General features: G+C 67.6%; 13 protein-coding genes. 5 read left to right on the top strand and 8 right to left on the bottom strand.

Going from position 1 to position 22,586, the window contains the following annotated elements; genetic code table 11:
- Positions 1-180: 180 nt before the first annotated feature.
- The 3 genes from paoC to paoA are packed head-to-tail and all read right to left on the bottom strand — an operon-like array spanning position 181 to position 4,029.
- Positions 181-2,433, bottom strand: a complete 2,253-nt coding sequence (paoC, locus tag INR38_RS13060) for an aldehyde oxidoreductase molybdenum-binding subunit PaoC (RefSeq protein ID WP_207443209.1) — start codon at positions 2,431-2,433, stop codon at positions 181-183.
- A gap of 4 nt (positions 2,434-2,437) precedes the next feature.
- Positions 2,438-3,388 carry a xanthine dehydrogenase family protein subunit M gene (locus INR38_RS13055; RefSeq protein WP_207443210.1) on the bottom strand — a complete coding sequence of 317 codons (951 nt, stop codon included), beginning with the start codon at positions 3,386-3,388 and terminating at the stop codon, positions 2,438-2,440.
- On the bottom strand, positions 3,385-4,029 hold the full coding sequence (paoA, locus tag INR38_RS13050; protein WP_207443211.1) for an aldehyde dehydrogenase iron-sulfur subunit PaoA: 645 nt from the start codon (positions 4,027-4,029) through the stop codon (positions 3,385-3,387). The genes INR38_RS13055 and paoA overlap by 4 nt, the downstream gene beginning before the upstream one ends.
- 271 nt (positions 4,030-4,300) lie before the next feature.
- On the opposite strand from paoA, the gene INR38_RS13045 reads away from it, so the two are divergent.
- The 3 genes from INR38_RS13045 to INR38_RS13035 all read left to right on the top strand — a co-directional run bounded on the left by INR38_RS13045 (position 4,301) and on the right by INR38_RS13035 (position 8,445).
- On the top strand, positions 4,301-4,819 hold the full coding sequence (locus INR38_RS13045) for a sigma-70 family RNA polymerase sigma factor (protein ID WP_207443212.1): 519 nt from the start codon (positions 4,301-4,303) through the stop codon (positions 4,817-4,819).
- Positions 4,819-5,820: a FecR domain-containing protein gene (locus tag INR38_RS13040; protein WP_043822454.1), complete on the top strand. Its 1,002-nt coding sequence runs from the start codon at positions 4,819-4,821 to the stop codon at positions 5,818-5,820. Before INR38_RS13045 ends, INR38_RS13040 begins: the two co-directional genes overlap by 1 nt.
- Before the next feature lie 102 nt (positions 5,821-5,922).
- Entirely contained in the window at positions 5,923-8,445 is a 2,523-nt protein-coding gene (locus INR38_RS13035; protein ID WP_242699060.1) for a TonB-dependent receptor, read from the top strand.
- A gap of 1 nt (position 8,446) precedes the next feature.
- On the opposite strand, the gene INR38_RS13030 is transcribed toward INR38_RS13035, so the two are convergent.
- The 5 genes from INR38_RS13030 to INR38_RS13010 form a co-directional block, all read right to left on the bottom strand.
- Positions 8,447-14,035 carry a DNA repair ATPase gene (locus tag INR38_RS13030; RefSeq protein WP_242699059.1) on the bottom strand — a complete coding sequence of 1,863 codons (5,589 nt, stop codon included), beginning with the start codon at positions 14,033-14,035 and terminating at the stop codon, positions 8,447-8,449.
- 150 nt (positions 14,036-14,185) lie between these two features.
- Positions 14,186-16,261 (bottom strand): hypothetical protein, encoded by a 2,076-nt coding sequence (locus tag INR38_RS13025; protein ID WP_012205645.1) that lies wholly within the window; start codon positions 16,259-16,261, stop codon positions 14,186-14,188.
- 98 nt (positions 16,262-16,359) lie between these two features.
- Positions 16,360-17,028, bottom strand: coding sequence for a hypothetical protein (locus INR38_RS13020; protein ID WP_013802385.1), 669 nt, complete (start codon positions 17,026-17,028; stop codon positions 16,360-16,362).
- A 74-nt stretch (positions 17,029-17,102) separates the two neighbouring features.
- Complete coding sequence (locus INR38_RS13015; RefSeq protein ID WP_012205647.1) at positions 17,103-17,813, bottom strand: PspA/IM30 family protein; 711 nt, start codon at positions 17,811-17,813, stop codon at positions 17,103-17,105.
- 41 nt (positions 17,814-17,854) lie between these two features.
- Complete coding sequence (locus tag INR38_RS13010; RefSeq protein ID WP_242699058.1) at positions 17,855-18,343, bottom strand: YjfI family protein; 489 nt, start codon at positions 18,341-18,343, stop codon at positions 17,855-17,857.
- A gap of 440 nt (positions 18,344-18,783) precedes the next feature.
- Between INR38_RS13010 and INR38_RS13005 the strand changes: the two genes are divergently transcribed.
- Together INR38_RS13005 and INR38_RS13000 are read left to right on the top strand one after the other, a co-directional pair.
- Positions 18,784-21,417, top strand: a complete 2,634-nt coding sequence (locus INR38_RS13005) for an EAL domain-containing protein (protein ID WP_207443215.1) — start codon at positions 18,784-18,786, stop codon at positions 21,415-21,417.
- Positions 21,418-21,574: 157 nt separating this feature from the next.
- Entirely contained in the window at positions 21,575-22,582 is a 1,008-nt protein-coding gene (locus tag INR38_RS13000) for a diacylglycerol kinase family protein (RefSeq protein WP_207443216.1), read from the top strand.
- The last annotated feature ends 4 nt before the right edge of the window (positions 22,583-22,586 follow it).

Raw genomic sequence — 22,586 nt, 5'->3', positions numbered from 1 at the left:
CGACATTCCCCAGTGCAAAAAGTATCTCCACGCCAGCCTTTCCAGGCCAATGCCGACGGACGCGCAAGCTATGCGTTCTATTGATGGCCACATGCAAAAAGGCCGGCCACCCAGAGGTGACCGGCCTTCGTTCATCAAGAATCCAGGGCCTGAGCGGGCTGCCTCAGGTGCAGTCCCCTCTCATGCCAGCCTCCCCAGTCCTGCCAGCAGCTTGTCCAGCGTGACCGGGTAGTCGCGCACCCGCACGCCGGTGGCGTTGTGGATGGCGTTGGCAATGGCTGCGCTCACGCCGCAGATGCCCAGCTCGCCCACGCCCTTGGCTTTCATGGGCGAGGCCATGGGATCGACCTCGTCCAGAAAGATCACTTCCTGGTGCGGGATGTCGGCATGTACGGGCACCTCGTAGCCTGCCAGGTCATGGTTGACGAAATAGCCCAGTCGCGTGTCCACGGCCAGCTCTTCCATCAGGGCCGCGCCCACGCCCATGGTCATGGCGCCGATGACCTGGCTGCGGGCCGTCTTGGGGTTGAGGATGCGGCCGGCCGCGCAAACGGCCAGCATGCGGCGCACGCGGACTTCGGCAGTGAAGGCGTCCACGGCCACCTCCACGAAGTGCGCGCCAAAGGTGGACTGCTGCATCTTCTTGTCGAGCACGCCGAATTCGATGGCATCCTCGGCCGTCAGGTCGGCGTCGCCCGCAGCGCTGGCCAGGGCCCGGCGCTTGCCGCCCGCCTGCACATGCCCATCCGAGAATTCGGCCGTCGCCGGGTCCATGCCCAGCTTGCGCGCCACGGCCTCGCGCAGCTTCACGCAGGCGGCATAGACGCCGGAGGTGGCACTGGCCGCGCCCCATTGTCCGCCCGAGCCGGCCGACACCGGAAAGCCGGAGTCGCCCAGCCGCACGCGCACCTGCTGCAACGGCAGGCCCAGCATCTCGGCCGCCGTCTGGGCAATGATGGTGTAGCTGCCCGTGCCGATGTCAGTCATGTCGGTTTCCACGGTGAGCATGCCCTGCCTGTCCAGGCGCACGCGGGCGGCGGACTTCATGACAGGGGCGCCTCGGTAGGCGCCGGCCATGCCCAGGCCAATCAGCCAGCGCCCTTCGCGTCGTTGGGCCGGCTGGGGATTGCGTTGGCTCCATCCGAAGCGCTCGGCGCCCGTGCGCAGGCACTGCACGAATTCACGGCGGGAAAACGGCTTGTGCTCCTGGGCAGGGATGCCCTCCTTCGCCTTGGGTTGCGGCTTCTTGCCGCTGTCCGGCACCACCTGGGTGTCGTTGCGGATGCGCAGCTCCACGGGATCGATGCCGAGCTTTTCCGCCAGCTCGTCCATGGCAACCTCCAGGGCCATGTGCCCCGTGGCCTCGCCGGGGGCGCGCATGGCATTGGCCTCGGGCAGGTCCAGCACGGCCAGGCGCGTGGCGGTCATGCGATGGGTGCCGGCATACATGCGGCGGGTCTGGTCCACGGCACCGTCCGCCGATCCCCCGGACTGGTCGCCCGACCAGCTTTCGTGGCCGATGGCGGTGATTTTTCCGTCCTGCCCTGCCGCGATGCGCACACGCTGGATGGTGGCCGGGCGGTGCGTGGTGTTGTTGGCCATCAGCGGGCGCTGCAGTGCGACCTTGACGGGCCGGCCTGCCGCTCGCGCCCCCAGTGCGGCCAGCAGTGCATCGGCCCGCAGGAACAGCTTGCCGCCAAAACCGCCGCCAATGAATGGCGAGACCAGGCGCACCTTGTCCTTGGGAATGCCCAGCGTCTTTGCCAGCTCGCCCTGCCCCCAGGCAATCATCTGGTTCGAGGTCCATACCGTGAGCTGGTCGCCCTTCCATGCGGCCAGCGTGGCATGGGGCTCCATCATGGCGTGCGACTGGTCTGGCGTGGTGTATGTGGCGTCCACCTTCACGGCGGCCGAAGCGAAGGCGCCTTCGAAATCGCCAATGGCCGTGTCCGGCGCATCGCCATTGATGCTGTCGGGTGGCACGGCGGAGTCCTTGGCCTTGGCCAGGTCATAGGCGCCAGCCACGGGCTCGTAGTCCACACGGACCAATTGCGCGGCAGCGCGCGCCTGCTCGAAGGTTTCCGCCACCACCAGGGCCACGGCCTGGTGGTAGTGGGCCACCTGGGGGCCTGCCAGCAGCGGCGCGGTGTTCATCTTGCCCTGGCCCAGCTTGCCAGCGGTCTGTGCGGTGACGATGGCGAGCACGCCGGGCGCGCGGCTTGCCTGCGCCAGCCCGATGCTGCGGATGCGGCCCTTGGCAATGGCCGAGCCCACCACATAGCCATAGGCCGGGTGCTGGACCACGTCATGCCGCTCATAGGCATAAGGCGCCGTGCCGGTGGTCTTGAGCAGGCCGTCGATGCGGTTCATCGGCTGGCCGATGATCTTGAGCTGGTCAATGGGGTTGACCGTTGCGGGGGTGTCGAATTTCATGGCGTCAGTTCCTGGCCTGGTCCAGCACGGAGGCAAGCGTGCGCTCGGCCAGCGTGAGTTTGAAGGCGTTGTCGTGCGTGGGCCGGGCGCCTGCCAGCAGCCGGTCGGTGACAGCCTTGGCTCCCTGTGGCATCTGTGCTTCGGCCACCTCCATTCGCCAGGGCTTGTGCGCCACGCCGCCCAGTGCCACGCGCCCGCTGCCGTCGCGCTGCACGATGGCGGCCACCGACACCAGCGCAAAGGCATAGGAGGCACGGTCGCGCACCTTGTGATAGATGTGCGTGCCGCCCGGCGGGGGCGGCAGGGTGACGGAGGTGATCAGTTCGCCGGCCTGCAAGGCCGTCTCTACATGCGGCGTGCTGCCGGGCAGCCGGTGGAAGTCGGCAATGGGGATGACGCGGGCCTTGCCGTCGGCCTGGATGGTCTCCACCGTGGCGTCCAGCGCGCGCAGCGCCACGGCCATGTCGCTGGGGTGGGTGGCAATGCAGGCCTCGCTGCCGCCGATCACCGCATGCTGGCGGCTCACGCCGGCAATGGCCGAACAGCCGCTGCCCGGCACGCGCTTGTTGCACGGCATATTGGTGTCGTAGAAATACGGGCAGCGGGTGCGCTGCAGCAGATTGCCGCCTGTGGTCGCCATGTTGCGCAACTGGCCCGAGGCGCCGGCCACCAGGGCGCGGGTCAGCACGCCGTAGTCGCGCCGCACGCGCGCATGGGCGGCCAGGTCGCTGTTGCGCACCAATGCGCCAATCCGCAGCCCGCCTTGCGCCGTGGGCTCCACGGTGTCCATGCCGGTGCCGTTCACATCGACCAGATGCACGGGGGTTTCTATCTGCAGCTTCATCAGGTCCAGCAGATTCGTGCCCCCGGCGATGAAGCGGGCGCCCGGCCGGGCCGCCACGGCGGCTGCAGCCTGCGCGGGGGATTGGGCGCGTTCGTAGGTGAAGGCAATCATGTCCGCCCCTCCCCTGCCACTTCGGTGATGGCATCGACGATGTTGGAATACGCCCCGCAGCGGCACAGGTTGCCGCTCATGCGTTCACGCAGTTCATGGGCCGACACCAGGGGCTGGGCCACGATGTCTTCGCTGGCATGGCTGGGCATGCCGCGTTTGATTTCATCGAGCACGCCCACGGCAGAGCAGATCTGCCCCGGCGTGCAGTAGCCGCACTGGAAACCGTCGTGCCGCACGAAGGCGGCCTGCATGGCGTGCGGCGACTGCGGCGTGCCCAGGCCTTCGATGGTGGTCACGGCGGCGCCCTGGTTCATCACGGCCAGGCTCAGGCAGGACACCACGCGCCGGCCATTGACCAGCACCGTGCAGGCCCCGCACTGGCCATGGTCGCAGCCTTTCTTGGTGCCGGTCAGGTGCAGATGCTCGCGCAGGGCGTCGAGCAGCGTGGTGCGGGTGTCCAGGTCCAGGCGGTGTTCCTGGCCGTTCACCTGCAGGGTGACCGGAAGTTGGACCCCTTCAGGGATGGAGGGAGGCTGCACTTGCGCGCCGGCCGATCGAGGCACGGCCGTTGCCGCTGCCGTGGAGGCACCTGCGATCAGCAGGTCCCTGCGGGAGACGGAAAGCTGGGGGTTGTGTTCCATGGGGCGTCCATCGTGTTGGCTTGTTCGTGGGACGTGCACGCCGTGGCGGACACGCTGCCCCAGCATCGGCGCCTGAGCTGGGTCAGGCTGTAGGTGAGGGACCCATGTCCGGGACATCGAGGTTTGCGATGTCGGCTCAGCCAAGGACCGCAACGGCCAAGCCATCGACAAGGAAAAATCCGGCCACCGCATCCCTATAATTGCGACCGATTCTTATTTCCGACCTTCATCTCCACAGGCCTTCGGGGCTGTCTTCCAGAGTTTCCAGACCGTGTCTGCTCCACACTGCGCCACCTCGCACAGCGATGTTGAAGCCATCTACAGGGCGCATCACCCCTGGCTTCTGGGCTGGCTGCGCCGCAAGCTGGGCGGCTCGGACCACGCGTCCGACCTGGCGCATGACACCTTCGTTCGCCTGCTGTCCACCCAGACAGCACGCGGCGATCTGCAGATGCGCGAGCCGCGCGCCTACCTCACCACGGTGGCGCGCAACCTGCTGATCAACCACGTGCAGCGCCAATCGCTGGAGCGAGCCTGGCTGGACACCCTGGCGCAAATGCCCGAGCCCATGGCGCCCTCGCCCGAGGAGCGGCTGCTGATCCTGCAGACGCTGCACCAGATCGACGCCATGCTCGACGGCCTGCCGCCCAAGGTGCGCGAGGCCTTCCTGCTGTCGCAACTGGAGGGACTGACCTACGCCCAGGCGGCGGAGCGCCTAGGGGTGACCGAACGCACCATCAAGCGCTTCATGGCCCAGGCCTTTGCGCAGTGCATCGTGCTGGTCTGCTGATGGGCGCTTCGTCCACCTCCAGCGCCATCGATGCGCGCGCCGCGCGCGAAGCAGCCGAATGGCTGGTGCGCATTCAATGCGAGCCGCAAGATGCGGGCCAGGCACAGGCGCTGGCCCGCTGGCGCGCAGCCGATCCGCAGCACGAAGCCGCCTGGCAACGCGCCGAGCTGGTGATGGGACGCGTGGGCACGGCCACAGCGCCATCCGGCAACGGCGCGGCCCTGGGCCCGCTGGGGGCGGCGGCCCTGAGGGATGCAGGGAGCGCCCGGCGCCGCGCCACCACGCAGCTGCTGGCCGCGCTGATCGTGGCCGGGCCTGCAGGCTATCTGGCCTGGCGCGCCGGACCGTGGTCGGCCTGGTCTGCCGACGTGCGCACGGCCACGGGCGAGCGCCGCGAACTGCAGCTGCCAGACGACAGCCGCATGCAGCTGGATACCGGCAGCGCCGTGGACATTGCCTTCACCGCCATGGAGCGCCGCCTGGTACTGCGCGCGGGCGCCGTGTGGATACAGACCGCTGCCGATGCGGCCGGCCGCCCGTTTCTTGTGCAGACGCCGCAGGGCACGGCGCTGGCCCTGGGCACACGCTATGCGGCGCGCATTCTGGACGATGAGAGCACCCTGGTCGTCGTGCGCGAAGGTGCGGTGCAGCTGCGCCCGGCACGGGGCGGCGAGCCCGTGCGCGTGTCGGCGGGCCAGCAGGCGCGCATGGGCAGCGGCGCGGCAGAGCCTGTGCAGCCCGCTGGCCTGGCCTCGGACGGCTGGACGCAGGGCGTGCTCTATGCCGAGAAAACGCCGCTGGGCGAATTCGTGGCCGAACTGTCGCGCTACCGGCCCGGCATTCTGCGCTGCGACCCGGCCGTGGCCCGTCTGCCCGTGAGCGGCGCCTTCCAGCTGCGCGACACGGACCAGGCCCTGCTGGCGCTGGCCGCTTCGCTGCCGGTGCGCATCCACCAGCGCACGCGCTACTGGGTGCAGATTTCGGGCTTGGCCGCGCCCTGAGCCTGCGGCATGTCCCCTTTTGCGGGATCGGCGGTCATACAGGAAGACAGGTCCCAGGCTGGCTGGGCACCGCTTCCCTCGTCTTCCAAAGGACAGTTCTTCATGGCGCAGCGTATTTCCCTGGCCGCCACGGCCCCCTTCCCTCTTTCGGCGCTTGCCGCCTCGGTCCACCAGCGCCTTTCGCACCGACTTGTGCGCCGGCCCGTTCAGGCTGCCCTGCTCGGGCTGATGCTGGGCGCCGCCGGTGCGGCAGCCGCACAGGCCATCCCAAGCGCCCCGGCCGCGCAGACAGCACGCGAGTACGACATTCCCGCTGGTTCGCTGAGCCAGGCACTGTCGCGTCTGGCCGGCGAGTCGGGCGTGACGCTGTCGGCCGACCCGCGCCTGACGCAGGGCCTGCAGTCCGCCGGCCTCAAGGGACGCTTCGAGCTGACGGGCGGGCTTGCGCAGCTGCTGCGCGGCACGGGGCTGGAGGCGGTGCAGGCCGGCCAGGGCGTCTACGTGCTGCGCAAGAGCGCGGCCCATCCCGTGGTCACGCCGCCTGCGGCCGCCGCGGCGTCTTTCACCCTGGGCGAGGTGCGGGTGAACGCCCGGGCCGAGCACTCCACCGCCACCGAGGACACCGGCGCATACACGGCCAGGGTGGTAACGCTGGGCAAGAGCGTGCAAAGCCTGCGCGAGATTCCGCAATCCGTGTCCGTGGTCACACGCCAGATGCTGGAAGACCAGAACATCCAGAGCCTGGACGATGCCATGCGCACCCTGGCCGGCGTCACCGTGGAGCCCGGCAGCACGGGCGGCAACCATGGCAACTTCTATCTGCGCGGCTATGCCGTGGATACGGTGCAGACCGATGGCGTGAACATGCCGGCCAGCACCGGCAATGACCTGTCCACCGGCTTCGGCATGGCCATGTACGACCGCATCGAGCTGCTGCGCGGCCCGGCCGGGCTGTTCCAGGGCGCGGGCGATCCGGGCGGCTCTATCAACCTGGTGCGCAAGCGCCCCAAGGCGCAGGCCGAGTTCAACACGCAGTTCTCGGCAGGCTCGTGGCAGCGCTACTACGCAGAAGCCGACATGACCGGCCCGCTGTCCCGCGACGGCCGCGTACGCGGCCGGCTGGTCACGGCCTACCAGGACCAGCAATCCTTCGTGGACCATGTGTACTCGCGCAAGCCCCTGGTCTACGGCGTGGTCGAGGTGGACCTGGCCCTGTCCACCACGCTCACGGCCGGCGGCAGCTACCAACAGTACAAGGGCCGCCCGGCCTTCGGGCTGCCGGCCCTGCCCGATGGGCAGTTGCTGGACATTCCTCGCTCCAGCTACCTGGACCCCATCTGGAACCACATCACGGAAAAGAACACGGAGTACTTTGCCGAGCTGCTGCACCGACTGGACAACGGTGGGCGCATCAGGCTCAACGCCATGTACCGCGAGCAGGACGAGCCCTCGCGCATGTTCGGCTGGTCGGACTGCGCCGCCGACCCGGCCACGGGCGACAGCTGCCTGGTCAGCTGGGCCTATCGCAGCCACTGGAAGACGCATGGCCTGGACGCCTCCGCCAGCCTGCCCTTCAGCGCCTTCGGCAGCACCCGCAACGAGCTGGCCGTGGGCGCCGACTACCGCAAGATCCGCAAGAACTTCCAGTACGGCGGCGGCGACAACGCGCCCATCAACATCTACCAGCCCGACAACAACGTGCCGTTGCCGACCAATTACAGCTTCTCCAACGGCAACGACAACCGCACCGAGCAGTTCGGCCTGTATGGGCGCGCCAATCTGCGCCCCGTGGACCGCCTGCTCATCAGCGTGGGCGGGCGCATGACCTGGTGGCAGAACCACGCCATCAACCGCAATGCCTACTTCAACCAGTTCTCGGAAACCGACAACCGCATCAACGGCAAGTTCACGCCCTATGCCGGTCTGGTGCTGGACCTGAATGACCAGGTGTCGGCCTATGCCAGCTACACGCGCATCTTTGCGCCGCAGACCACCAGCGACGCCGCGGGCAACACCCTGCGCCCACGCGTGGGCCAGCAGTACGAGGCGGGACTCAAGGGCGAGTGGATGGACGGCCAGCTCAACGCGCGCACCGCCATCTTCCGCATGGAGGACACCAACCGCGCCATGACCGATCCGGCCAATCCGCTGTTCTCGGTGGCATCCGGCAAGATGCGCAGCCAGGGCGTGGAAGCCGAGATCGGCGGGCGCATTGCGCCCGGATGGAATGTGTCGGCCGGCTACGCCTACACACAGACCAAGACACTGGAGGGCACGCCCGACCAGAAGGCCCAGCTGTACACCTTCATCGCCCCGCGCCACAGCTTCAACCTGTGGACGCGCTACCAGTTCGGCACCGGCGCGCTGGAGGGCTTCAGCCTGGGCGGCGGCCTGCGCAGCGTCAGCCGCATGTACCGGCTCAACGGCGATGTGAAGTTCTCGCAGGGTCCGGTCACCACGGCGACGCTGCAGCTCGGCTACCGCATCAACCGCCATGTGGACGCCACGCTCACCATCAACAACCTGTTCGACAAGGTGTACTACCAGCGCGTGTGGGCCGCCTACGGTTCCAACTACTTCGGCGAGCCGCGCAATGTGATGCTGACGGTGCGCGGGCGTTTCTGAGCTAGGCCGCAGGCGGCACGTCGCCGCGCTGCATGCGCTCGAAGGCCTTGTCGATTTCCTCGGAGCGTATGGCGCCCGCAGCCGGCACGGGACGGCCCGCGCGCTGGGCGTCGATCTGCTCCTGCATGCGCGTGGCCACCTGCATCAGCACGCGGTGCAGGCCCAGCTGCTGGCGGCGGGCCTGGTCCAGGTGCGTGACCACGGGCTCCAGGGACTGGGCCAGCGACCGGGTCAGCAGTTGGCCCAGCATGTGGACCAGGGCCTGACGGTCCTGGGAGGCCTGTACCTCCGAAGGGGTGCTGGCCTTGGTGCCGACGGGCTCGCTGGCCGCCCTTTGCGCCATCAGCTCGCGTATGCCGTGCAGCGAGTCGCCTGCGGCGCTTTGGGTTTGCAGCAGCCGCGCCAGCAGAGCCTGAAGCGCCTGTAGCGTCTGGGATTGGTCAGCGTCCCTGGCGGCGGCCTGCGCGGCCGCTGCCGATGCGTGGGCCTGGCCGGCGGCGTCTTCCTGCACCGCCTGCTGCTGGGACTGGGACACCGACTGGGCCACCTCGCGCGTGGCGGCGACCAGATCGACCAACTGCGCCGTCACGCGCGTGGCGGCGTCGGCATTGGCACCGCCTGCGGCCTGGCGGCGCAGGAACTGCTGGCGTATCTGCTGCCAGCGGGCGCTGTCCTCGTCGCTCATCTGCCCGCGCAGCTCGGCGAGCTTGAGCAGGTTCTCCTCGGCGCCCGTGGTCAGCATCTGCGCTTCGCCCTGGTAGTGGTCGGCCAGCATCTGCTGCATTTCCTGGTCGTTCATCACGGGCGTGATCTTCTCGGCCAGCTTGTTCATGTTGCGGTAGCTGCCCTGCAGCCGGAAGGCCGGCTCGGTGCGGTAGCCGTCGTCCTGCGCGGCGCTCTGGATGTACTGCTGGTTGACCTTGAACACCAGCTCGCGCACCTGCACCATGCGGGCCAGCACGGCCTCGATCTCGCGCAGCTCGGCCGATGAATAGTCGTGCGACAGCGCATTGCCCGAGACCTCCCGGCCCTGCGCCTTGTCCAGCAGCAGGTACAGGTCCTGCAGGCTGCGCGTGGCCATCGGCGCCAGCACGGCGTTCGAGGTCATGCTGTTTTCGATGTAGCTGAGCTTGAACACCTCCTGCATTCCGCCCAGCACATCGCCCAGGTTGTAGATGTCGGCACGGTTGGCCAGCATGTCGGGAATCTTGAAGACCTCGCCCGACTCGGTGTACGGGTTGCCCGACATCACCACGCAAAAGCGTTTGCCGCGCATGTCGTGGGTGCGGGTCTGGCCCTTCCATACGCCCTCGATGCGGCGCGTGCCGTCCGACAGCGAGATGAATTTCTGCAGGAACTCGGGGTGCGTGTGCTGTATGTCGTCGATGTACAGCATCACGTTGTTGGCCATCTCCAGCGCCAGGTTGAGCTTTTCCAGCTCCTTGGCCGCCGTGGCGTCCGGTGCCTGGGCCGGGTCCAGCGAGCGCACGGAGTGGCCCAGCGCCGGGCCGTTGATCTTCATGAAGATCAGGCCCAGCCGGTTGGCCACGTACTCCATCAGCGTGGTCTTGCCGTAGCCGGGCGGCGAGATCATCATCAGCAGGCCCATCTGGTCGGTGCGCTTGTTCTCGCCGGCCACGCCGATCTGCTTGGCCAGGTTGTCGCCGATCACGGGCAGGTAGATCTCGTTGATGAGCCGGTTGCGCACAAAGGACGACAGCGGCCGGGCCTTGAATTCCTCCACCCGCACGCGCGAGCGCCAGTCCTGCAGCAGCTGCTGGCGCAGCGCCTGGTAGCGGCCGAATTCGGGAACAAAGCTGCGGAAATGGCGCGCGGCGCGCTGGCCCAGGTCGTCGATCTGCAGCCACATGCGGCCGTCCGCAATGCGCGGATGCTGGCCCAGCAGGCCCGGCACTTCGTGGCGCAGGTCCACGCTGCTGACCTTGCAGGGCAACTGGCCGGCACAGCACAGCCAGGCGGCGGCCTCGCCACAATAGGCCAGCCAGGCCTGCCCTTGCCCGTCGTCCAGCGCGCGGCAGGCGGTCTGCAGCCAGTGCAGCGCGCTGCGCCAGCGCTGGTCCAGCGGCGCCACGGCCTTGTCGCGCCGGTCCTCGCCCTGCCAGTAGGCCTGCATTTCTTCCCAGCGCTGCAGCGGCTGGGCCTGCTGCTGCACGGCGGCCTGCAGCGCGGCAATGGCCGACTGGCTGTAGCTGGAGAAGGAAAAGCGCACGGCCTTTTGCGCCAGCTCGGCCTGCAGGTAGTCGGCGGCGCCGTGGATCAGGCTGTCGATATCGCTGTCTGCGGGCGCTGCCTGTCCTGGCAGCAGGTCGCGCAGCAGGCCCCGCTCTTCGGCATAGGCGCACAGGCGCTCGGAGATGTCGGTGCGCAGGCTCAGCTGTTCGGCCTCGCTGCCGAACATCTGCTGCATGGCCTGGGCCTGCTGGGCGCGCAGCGGCCACTGCGCCATGGCGGCAGCCAGCTGCGGCTGCTGCACCTGGGCCTGTGCGCTCCAGAACAGCAGGGCCAGCGCACGGGCGTCGGGCGCAAAGCGCAGCACGCCGGCGGCATCGCGCAGAGGCAGCAGCACCTGCAGGATGCGGGCCGCATCATGGTCGTGGATGCCGCGCTCATAGCCTTCGCGGTAGCGCGGCGCGGAGAATTCGCGGATGGCCTGGGTCAGCGCCGCCTCGTCGGGCAGCAACTGGGCCAGCCGGGCCTCGCTCCAGCCGTCACGGCGCTGGCGCGCGGCCAGCACCACTTCCAGGGCCAGGTATTCGCCCCGGTAGAACTGCGGCGATTCGGCCGGCGTGGAGGCATCCCAGTAGGCCTGCAGGGCGGCCAGCTCCGGGTTGTCCATGGGCTCGAAATACTCGGTGCCGACCAGGTGCAGGAACAGTTCGCCGTTGCGCGGCAGCAGGGTCAGGTCCAGCTCCTGGTTGCCCACGCTGAAGCGGTGGCGGCCCAGGCGGATGATGGCGCCGTCGCCTTCGTACAGCTCGGTGCGGTCCTGCAGCGCGCGAAACGCCTGGTCGCGCAGGTTCTTGACGCGGCCGTCGATGTCGTCGGCCTTGACCGGGTCATGCAGTTGCTCGCGCAGGCGCTGGGCCAGCTCCTTGAGCTTGCCGATCAGCGGATCGCCTGCAAAAAAGGCATGCAGGGCATCGGCGCTGGCGAGCTTTTCGGTGCGCTTGGGCAGGCTTTGCACGATGCGCAGGGCCGCGTCCAGCACGCCTTGCGCCTTGCGCTGGCGCTCGTCCTGCAGCGACTGGCGGCGCGCCTCGAAGCTCTCCAGCACCTCCTCGCGCTTGGCCATGATGTCGCCGAGGAACTGCTCGTGCTCGCCGAAGCGGCTTTCAATTTCCTCCAGCTGCACCAGCAGGCGCGCCAGCTGCTCGTCGCATTTCTCGGGCGTCTGCGCCAGGCCCAGGGCGCTGACGATGCTTTGCGAGAACAGCGCCAGCTGGGCTGCGAACTGGGCCACGTTCTCGGCGCCGCCCAGGCCCGACCGGCGCTGCTCGGCGCGTGCACGCACCTGGTTCAGGCGCGCGTAGACGGCGGAGATGCGATCCACCACCTGGGTGCGCTGCGTGGCGTCGTCGATGGACAGGCTGCCCATGAGCTCGGACAGCATGTCCAGCGCGGCCGCCATGTCGGCCATGCGCGCCAGCGGCTCGTTGATCTGCGCCACCGTGGCTGCCGCCTGCGCGGCCTGGTCCAGTGCCTGCAGCTGGTCGGCATAGGGCTGCATGGCCTCGTCGGTGGCAATGAAGGCGGCCGTGCGCTGGGAGACTTCGGCCTGGGCCTCGTTGACGCCCTGCACCATGGTGTCGATGGAGGCCTGGTCCACATAGCGCAGGTCGCGCGTGGCCATGAGCTGGCCGCGCAACTGGCCCAGCTGGGTGAGCGCGTCCACGTACTCGCCAATGCTTTTCCAGTCGGCCAGCCGCAGTGTCTTGAGCAATTGGCCGTGGCGGCTGGAAACCTCGCCCATGGCCTTGGCCGAGGCGTTGCGGATGCTCTCGACCTTTTCGTACTCGTCGATGACCGCATCACCCGTGGCGACGATGCCCAGCAGGGTCTCGTGCACGCCCTTGAGCTGCGGCGCGCCCAGCCAGTGGTAGCGCTCGAACAGGCGGCGTGCTGCGTCGATCAGGCGCTCGTAGCGCGGCAGCGAGACCTCGGTGGCCGCGATTTCCTTGCGCACGCTGTACAGGTCGGAGATGCCGCTGACCAGCTCGGCATTGCCGATGCGGCCCAGGAAGCTGTCGCGCTGCGGCTGGCGTGCCGCATAGTCGTCCGAGGCGAAGGGCGTGCGCCAAACCTGCATGGGGTGCACGCGCGAGGCCTCGTTGCTCTCGGCCGCGAAGATGACGACGCGCCCGTCGTCCATGCGCGCATAGCCGTGGCCGATGATGGGCGGCTGCAGGGCGCGCTCGATCAGGTTGTACTTGAACAGCGCCATGCGCCCGCTCTCGGGCTCGTAGAACACGTAGAGCACATCCTCGCCGTTGGGCGAGCGGATGCTGCGCCGGTAGCGCATGCCCTGCATGTTCTGCTCGAACGAGCGGTTCTCGCCGCTTTGCAGGTAGTAGCCGCCGGGGAAGATGATGCCGTGGTCCTGCGGCAGCTGGATGCAGGCCGCGCCGATGGCGTCCATGCGCAGCACCTGGCGCGACAGGGTGTTGAAGATCAGGTAGCGCCACTGCTCTTCGCGGTAGGGCAGGATCTTCAGCAGGATCAGGCTGCCGACGGCGGCGTACTCGAACACGGCGTCGTCCAGCGACTGGTTCTTCTCCTGCACGGGCTCGCGGTAGATGCCCAGGCCGTCGTTGGTGTTGTTCTCGACCTTGATGGTCAGGTCGCCGCCCAGCGTCTCGACGAAGACCTTGTCCAGGATGTTGATGTGCGGATGGCGTCCCTGCACCAGCTGCTCGCGCCCGGCGCGCTGCCACTCGAAGTCATGCGGTGCGGGCAGCTCGATGTCGCGCTCGCCCCGGTTGTCTATGTAGCGGATGGGCTGGCCATCGACGGGCACGGACCAGCGGAATACGCGCACATCGGACAGGCGCTCGCCGATCTGAAAGCTCGCCAGCAGCTTGCCGTCGCGCACGGCCAGCTGCATCAGCCGGGTGTTCTTGTAGTAGGCGTACAGCTCCTGGAAGTCCTGCACGAAGCTCTGTATGCCCAGAAAGCTGTCCTTGAGATCGACCGGCGTGACCTCGTAGCCCTGCTCTCCCTCGTGCAGGCGGTACAGCACGAACACGTCTTCCACGCGCGTGGACTGCTTCAGGCCCATGAAGACGTTGTAGCCAAACAGCAGGTAGCCGCCGACCTGGGCGATGTCGCGGCCCAGGCAGTTGTTTTCGGTGCGCACGCGCATGCGCCCGATGACTTCCATCTGGCTGCGGCCGAATTCCTCCAGCCGCTCCTCGTTGAGCTGGCGTGCCAGCGTCTCCAGTGCCTGCCCCTGGCCGTCAAGGCGCTTGGCCAGCACTTCGTAGGAGCCGCCGCTGGCGACTGCCTGGTCCACGGCAGAGGCCGCGGTGTCGGGGGACAGGGACTGTGAAGACGATGGGGACGGTTGGGACATGGGCGTCACGGGCTTTCGCGTGTCAGGGACCATTCACGCCTTTCCCGGCCGACCGGCCGACCGGCAGACGGGCGGGCAGGCAGGCGAAGACGAAGGCGGATGCGGGAGGCTGGGCAGCCGGTGGAGGGAGCGGCCGGGCGGCCGCCCCGTTCAGTCGACCCTCTGCGTGGGCGGCAGGCCCTTGCCGTCACCCAGCGCGTTCAGCAGCGATGCGCCGCCCTTGCCGCTGAGGAACTTGCTGATCAGGTCCTGCACGATGGGGCTCTTGCCCGCCACGCCTTCCACGGCCTTGCCCACGGACAGCGCCTTGGCGAAGTTGTCGAAGAAGGCGCCCTCGCCGCCCACGATGTCGATGTTGGCCTTGCTGAGCGCGGCCGACAGCACCTCGGACTGGTCCTTGGCCACGCTCTTGTTGGCTTCGATGGCGGCCAGCGCCTGCTCGAAGTTCTTTTCCAGCTGCATGCGGAACTCCTCATGCGAGCGCGCCTGGTCGGACAGCGAGGCCAGCGCGGTGAACTTCTCGGTCAGGCCCTTGGCCTCGGCGAAGAGCTTGTCGCGCAGCACATCGGCCTCGGACATGCCCACGTCGCGCGTGACCGTGGCCTTGGTGGCGCCCACCTGGGCTTCGCCGCGCGCCTGGGCCAGCAGGCGTTCTTCCAGCACCTTGGCATCGGCCAGGCCCTGCTTTTCGTTGGCGTCGGCCGTGGCCTCGATGACGCGCGCCTCGGCCAGGCCCTTTTCCTGATGGCCCTTGGCTTCGGCCATCAGCTTCTCGGCAATCACGCGGGCCTGGGCCAGGCCTTCCTTTTCCAGGGCGGCGGCGGTGACTTCGCGCACCTTGGCATCGGCCAGGCCGGGCGCGGCGCGCTCGACCTCGATGGCCTCGGCCAGCTTCTTCTTGGCTTCGGCTGTCTTGCTGGCCGCTTCCAGCTCGGCCTGGGCCATGGTCGTGACTTCCACGGCCTTGTGGCGCGAGGAAGCCTCTTCGGCCTCGGCCTTCTTGACCTGGCGCACCATGTCTTCCTCGGCCTGGGCCTGGGCGGTCAGCACGGTGACCTGCTTCATGCGCTCGGCCTCGGAGACGACGCGCACTTCCTTGATGCGTTCCTCTTCCTGGGCCACGGACTTTTCCACCACCACGCGCTCGCGCACCACGTTGGCGATGTTGGCCTTCTCGACCTCGATGGCCTTTTCCTTCTCGATGCGCTGCAGCTCCACCTCGCGCTGTCGGGCCACGATCTCCAGCTCCTTGGCGCGCGTGACCTTCTCGACCTCGATCACCACGGCACGCTCACGGTTTTGCTGGGCCACGGCCACTTCGCGCTGGCGGTTTTCCTCGCGGATGTCCAGTTGCTCCTGGGTCTGGATGCGGGCCTGCTCGGCCTTCAGGCGCTCTTCTTCCTGCACCTTCTGGGTTTCGGCCTGCTCGCGCGCCTGGATGGTGGCGATCTCGCGCTTTTGGCGCGCCTCGGCATCGGCCTGCTGGCGCTCCAGCGCCAGCATGGCTTCCTTGGTCTCCACGTTCTTCTTGGTGATGGCCAGGTCGGAGTTGCGTTCGAGCTCGTTGGTGACGATGTTCTGGTTGGCCGTCAGCTCGGTGATCTTGCGGATGCCCTCGGCGTCCAGAATGTTGTTGGGGTCCAGCGAGGACTTGGGCGTCTGCTCCAGATAGTCGATGGCCACGTCTTCCAGCACATAGCCGTTGAGGTCGTTGCCGATGACATGGATGATCTGGTCACGGAAATCCTGGCGGTTCTCGAACAGCTTGACGAACTCGATCTGCTTGCCCACGGTCTTGAGCGCCTCGGAGAACTTGGCGTTGAACAGCTCGTTGACGGCCGTCTTGTCCGAGGCCCGGTCCACGCCGATGGCCTTGGCCACCTTGAGCACGTCCTCGGCCGTTTCATTGACGCGCAGGTAGAAGGCCACGGTGATGTCGGCGCGCATGTTGTCGCGGCAGATCAGGCCTTCCTTGCCGCGCCGGTCGATCTCCAGCGTCAGCAGCGAGATCTGCATGAACTCCTTCTTGTGGATCACCGGCAGCACCAGGCCGCCCGTGAACTTGACCTTGGGCTGCGACGTGGTGTCGTTGATGATCAGCGCCGTGCCCTGCGGAACCTTGATGTAGAAGGCCTTGACCAGGGCGAACAGCCCGAGGATGACGACGAAGACGGAACCGATCACCACCCCGGCGACGATGTACCACTCCATGTTGCTCATGTTCATGCGAATCTCCCCTGTGAATTGCTATCTGTGAAAACGCTGAAAAAACGGAAAGGCCGCGCCCGCCGAACGGACGCTCGGGCCTTGTGAGAATCCCGGAACTAGCGCGGCAGCTCGGTGCCGTCGAACTCGGCCTTGCTGACCACGCGCCAGGCGTTGTGCTCGGGCAGGTGCTCGATGAGCACGATCTCGGTGCCCCGGCCCAGTGCGCGCTCGGGCGAGCGCATCTGCACGTTCAGGCCTGCGCCGCCGTCCTCGACACTGCCGTAGCCCTGCGTGCCGTCCACCACGGCGCTGCGCACCAGGCCGGTGCGGCCCAGCAGCACCTTGGGCTCCTCTGCAGGCGCCACCTTGTTGACGATGCCCCGCAGCGGGCGCAGCAGCAGCACGGTGGCGGCAAAGCCCAGCACCATGGCTGCCGCTGCCACCAGGGAGCCCGTCAGCAGGTTCACCAGGGTCCAGCCCTGGGGCATGGGCACGAAATGGCACAGCACATACGAGGCCAGCCAGGACATCAGGAACAGCGCGGTGAGGATGACCGTGAGCGGAATGCCGCCCAGGCCCACTTTGAGCAGCAGCCCGGCCAGCGCGCTGACCGAATGCTCCACGCCGTGCGCATGGTCGCTGCCGTCGAACAGCACCCAGTGGTCCAGCGAGTCCACCTCCAGCAGGCCCAGCATGGCGATCAGCCAGTACAGCAGCATGAACAGCAGCAAGGCGCCAAAGATGAAAGTCGGAAAGCCAAACGCGTATTGCAGGAACGCAGACATGTTTCTCCCCTCCCCTCAAATCCGGCAGCCGAGGCGGCAGGCCTGGCAGTGCCTGCCTGGACGACGGCCGCGCATCAAGCGTTTTTTCCGCCAGTTGCGGCGCGCTGCGCCTTCAGGCGTTCCAGCACCGACTGCGCATTGCCCGCCTGGGGCGTGATGCCGGCAGCGCGCAGCTTGGCATCCAGCGCATCTTCGCTGCTGTCGCGCGCCAGCTCGGCCGCGCTTTCCATGCGCGCACCGCGCTCGGCCTGCTTTTGCTTGATGCGCTCCAGAGAATCCAGCGCGCTTTGCACGCGCGTCTGCGAGCCTGCGTAGCGGCCGGCCACCGTGGCCTGGGCGCGCTGCACGCTTTCCGTGGCCTTGACCGTGTCGGCCTGCTGCTTGAGGCGCTTGATATGCGTTTGCGCCGTCTGTATGGCCACGCGCAGCTGCTCCACGCTTTGCGTGTAGGCGTCCAGCTGGGATTGCTCCTCGTCGCGCTGGGTCTCCAGCACGGAGACCTTGCCGGCCACTTCCAGCGCCAGCGCCTCGTCGCTGGTGTCCAGCGCCTTGACGGCATAGCCCTCGTATTCGGCAATGCGTTCCTGGGTCTGCTTGAGCTTGCCGGCGGCCAGCTTTTGCTTGGCCATGATGTCGGCCAGCGCTTCCTTGGACTTGTTCAGGTCGCTGTCGGCATCGCGGATTTCCTGGTCCAGGATGCGCAGGGCCTGGCTGTCGGTCACCGCCTCGCCGGCCTCGTGGGCGGCGCCGCGCAACGCTGTCACCAGCTTGTTCCAGATGGTCATGATGATCTCCTAGGGGCTCAGTGTCTTCAACGGGCGGGGAGTCAGGCCTGCGCGTGTGCGGATGCGGATGCGGATGCGGATGCGGGCACCGGCGTCAGGTAGTGGGCCAGTGCCTCGGTGGCCTGGATGACGCTGTCGGCCAGGGTCAGGATCTCGGCGATGATGTCGCCCTCGCTGCTGCTGGCGTGCATGGCGGCGAACATCACGTAGCCCTCGCCGCCGTGGGCCTGGGGTTCCAGCGCCATCGTGGTGAAGGGAAACAGTTTTTGCAGGCGCAGCATCTGCTCGTTGAGACCGGCGCGGTCGTGCACCTGGTCGGCGGGCCACAGAAAGGCCTCCACCACCAATTGGTCGCCCGAGAGCGCCACATGCACCGGCAGATCGCCGAATTCGGGCAGGCTGACCAGCAAACTTGCGTCTGCGCCTTCCAGCACCTCGATATGGAGCCGGCCGCCCTGCACCAGTGCCGATTGCTGCAGATCGCCCGCCAAGGCGTGAATATCCCGATATGCCTGTCTGCTGTTGTCCATGCCGCCCTCCTTGTGGATGAGAACCATTGATTCCGGTTGCAATCCCGGCACGCGCATTTGCTTTTCCAATTGCTGCAATGCCGCGCCGTACTCTGGAAGAATCCAGACCTCCTTTTTCACCAGCCCCTGTTCGCGCAGCCGTTGCCGGTGCAGGCGCTGGTAATGGGCTGATGTCTTTTGTTCCATGCGGATACCATAGCGGTCATTACATGTGATGTCTACATGTAATAACGATCAATTTGTAAACGGATATGTAAACCGAGTGGCGCAATGGCCGGCTTTGCGCAGGCCACGGCCCGCCTTTGCGTTCTGGCAAATCGCCATCAAGAATTCATTTTTTCTACCGAAAACCATTTATCAACAAATTTTCCTATCAACCACAGGAGCGCCCTGGCGCGGACTGCTGCGGCGGCCGCGCAGGGCTGCGAAGGCACTGCACAATGGCCGCTGTCGCAGGCAGATCCGGCCCTTGGCTGCCCGGCGCACGCTACGGAAACCTCTGCATGCCCGCCTTCAGGCTCTCACTTCGCACGGCAGTCACAGCCCCCTTCATAGCGGTGTTCGTGGTCACGGCCGGGCTATTGGCGGCATGGCAGCAGCGCCAGGTGGACCAACTCATCAACCGCGAAAGCCTGCGGCTGCTCGACTCCCTGTCCACCACCACGCGCCACCAATTGGCCGATTACCTGGAGACCCCGCTGCGCGTGCAGCAGGCCCTGGCCGAGACCGTGGCCCGGCAGGCGCTCTACACACCCGGCGACCTGCGCCCCATCTATGGCTATCTGACACGCTCATTCACCGAGCTGTATGCCCAGCACCACCAGATCAGCCTGTTGAGCTTTGGCGGCGTACAAGGTGAATACACGGGTGTGCGGCTGGAGCCCGATGGCCGCTACCGCCTGATTCTCCAGGACCGCAGCACCCAGGGCGCCCTGCAGATCTTCGAGGGGCTGGAGCCCGGCCCGCCCATGTCCAGCCTTGCCGGCTACGACCCCCGCGTGCGCCCCTGGTACCAGCCTGCCATCCACAAAGACGGCCCGCATTGGTCGCCCATCTACACGGTGACTGGCGACCGGGGCGATACCACGATTTCCGCATCCACTTCCGTGCGGGTGTCCGGCCAGCTGGCCGGCGTGGTGGCCGCCGATGTGCGGCTGAGCAGCATGAACCGCTTTCTGCGCGACGAGCCCTTGCGTGGCAACGGCCATATCGCCGTGGTCGACGCACAGGGCTACATGGTGGCGCACTCGTCCGAGCTGTCGGTGCTGAAGCGGCGCGAAGGCCCCTATGACCCACCCGTGCGCCTGCGGCTGTCTGAAAGCCCCGATCTTGCGCTGCGCAGCCTGGCCGCCCTGCTGCCTGCGCATCTGAGCGCGGATTCATCGGCGCCAGCGGGTCCCGAGAACACCATCAACCTGAGCTTCAAGGAACAGGGGCAGATCTACCACGGCCAGGTCACCGCATTCCACGATGGACGCGGCATCGACTGGCGGATCCTGGTGCTGCAGCCCGAATCCGATCTGGTCAGCAGCATGCGGGCGGACAGCCGCCATGCGCTGGTCCTCGCTTTCGGCCTGGCCTTGCTGGGACTGGGGCTGGGCGTGTGGTGCCTGCGCCGTGCGCTGCGCCCCCTGGCGGTGACGGCCGATGCGGCCAACCGTCTGGCCAAGGGCGACTGGAGCGCGGTAGGGGCGCTGCCGGATACGTCCCTGGTCGAGACATCGTCCCTGGTTTCGGCCTTCCACAACATGGCGCAGCGGCTGCAGGAATCGTTCGAGCACATGCGCACCCTGCTGCAGTACGACAGCCTGACGCAGCTGCTCACGCGCGCCGGCCTGATTGAGCAGGCCGATGCGGCTGCAGCCGCCAACACGCCCTGCCCTGCCGCGCTGTGCCTGCTGGAGCTGCAGAATTTCCGCAGCGTCCGCGACGATGTGGGCCACGGCACGGGCGAGCAGTTGCTGCGGGCCGTGGCCGAGCGGCTGCGCAACCACCATCTGCAGTTTCCTGCCCTGCTGGCGCGCACGGCCAGCAACGAGTTCGCCATGCTGTGGCTGCATGACTGCACACCGCAGCAGATGCAGGACAAATGCCGCCATCTGCTGGAAATCTTCGACCAGCCATTTTCCGTGGGCAAGGACGACATCGTGCTGCGCGCCTGCGCGGGCGCCGTCAGCGGCGAGCTGCTGCCGGGCGCGCTGCCCGAGTGGCTGCGCAACGCCAGCATTGCGCTGGGAGAGGCGCAGCGCGGCTCGCACCCCTTCCTGCTGTTCGAGCCCAGCCTGGCGCAGAAAATGCTGGGCCGCACGCAGCTGGCCATGGAGCTGCGCCAGGCGGTGGAGCGCAACGAGCTGCGCGTGTTCTACCAGCCCGTGGTGGACCTGGCCACGGGCAGCATGGTCGGCGCCGAGGCCCTGGTGCGCTGGAACAGCCCGACGCGCGGCATGGTGCCGCCCGGCGTCTTCATTCCGGTGGCCGAGGAGTCGGACCTCATCCTGAGCGTGGGCGAATGGGTGCTGCGCACGGCGGCGCACGACATCGCCTCCCACCTGCCCCAGCTGCCCGCCGACTTCGAGCTGCACGTCAACATGTCGGCACGCGAGCTCATCCAGTCCGACTTCGCCTCCACGCTGGAGCAGGCACTGGCCACCAGCGGCCTGCCCGCCCGGTTGCTGACCCTGGAGCTGACGGAGTCCATGCTGCTGGACGACAGCGACGCCACGCTGCAGCGCATTGCCGCCATCCGCGCGCTGGGCGTGAAGATCGCCATTGACGACTTCGGCACCGGCTACTCCTCCCTGGCCTATCTCAGCCGCCTGCGCTTTGACTGCATCAAGATCGACCAGAGCTTCGTCGGCCAGTTGCCGGAGTCCGAATCCGACAAGTCCATCGTGACCGCCGTGCTGCGCATCGCCCAGGGCTTTGGCGTCAAGGTCGTGGCCGAAGGCGTGGAGGAGCAGGCCCAGGCCAGGCTGCTGCATGCCCTGGGCTGCGAGCATGCACAGGGCTATCTGTTCGAGCGGCCGGTGCCGCTGGCGCAGATGCTGGAGTACCGCTCTCCCTGGCACGAGTGAGCCTCCAGTGGGCCGCTGACGAGCCGCTGGTGCGCCGCTGCTGCCTTGTGGTGCCCTGCCTGTCGGCTTTGGCTGACGTGTGCCGCTTGCATGATCCGGTGCACATGCGGGTGCAATCCACGAAACAATCAGCCCCTGTTCCAGCCTCCCGCCTTCCATGACGCCCACCTATTCCGAGAGCCAGCCGCCCCCGCCCCGTCTGGACCCCGCCGGCCCCATCCACCTGATCGTGCCGCTGCGCCCAGGCGCCGACCTGGAACAGCTGCGCGCCCGCCTCACCAGCGTGCCCGCGCTGCAGCAGCGCAGCGTGCAGTGGCATGTGCCTGGCGCACGCGCCGACATCGTGCACCTGGCCGCCCGCGCCGTGGACAGGGCCAGCCAGGATGGCGGCCTGGTCGTGGCCGCCGGCGGTGACGGCACCATCAACGCGGTGGCCGCCGCAGCCTGGGCGCGGGGCGTGCCCATGGGCGTGGTTCCGCTGGGCACCTTCAACTACTTCGCCCGCGAGCAGGCGCTGTCGCTGGAGCCTGCCCAGGCCGTGCAGGACATTCTTCAGGCATTGCAGGCCGGCCAGATGCGGCCCGTGAACGTGGGCCTGGTCAATGAACGGCTGTTTCTGGTGAACGCCAGCCTGGGCCTGTACCCGCGCCTGCTGGACGAACGCGAGCGCGCGTCCACACGCTTTGGTCGCACGCGGCTGGTGGCCATTGCGGCCTCCATCTGGAGCATTCTTCGCGGTGGCAGCGCGCGCCGCTGGCGCATCGCCCTGCGCTCCGACCGCCAGGCGCCGCTGCAGCAGCAGGAACACCTGGCCAGCACACTGTTCGTGGGCAACAACCCGATGCAGTTGGAGCGCGTGGGCATTGCCGAAGCCCGCGCCGTGGCCGACGGCCAGCACCTGGCCGCCGTGCTGCTGCTGCCGCAGGCCAGCGAGGCCCCGGCGCGCGTGGTCTGGAATGCCGTGTTGGGGCGGCTGGCGCAGGACGATGCGGTGGCCAGCCTGGCCTGCACCGAGTTGGTGGCGGAGCCCGCAGGCCGGCGACCGCGGCGCCTGAAGGTGGCCTTTGATGGCGAGCGCGAATGGATGGCGCCGCCCATTCGTTTTCGCCTGGGCGAGAAGCCGCTGTGGCTGGTCGTGCCGGGCGAGGTCGGGCCCTCCTCCTGATCAT

This window comes from Delftia sp. SD018, assembly GCF_017355445.1.
Lineage (GTDB): Bacteria > Pseudomonadota > Gammaproteobacteria > Burkholderiales > Burkholderiaceae_C > Comamonas > Comamonas acidovorans.
The sequence above is the reverse complement of the archived record's forward strand: the minus strand, read 5'-3'. Positions and strand labels throughout refer to the sequence as shown.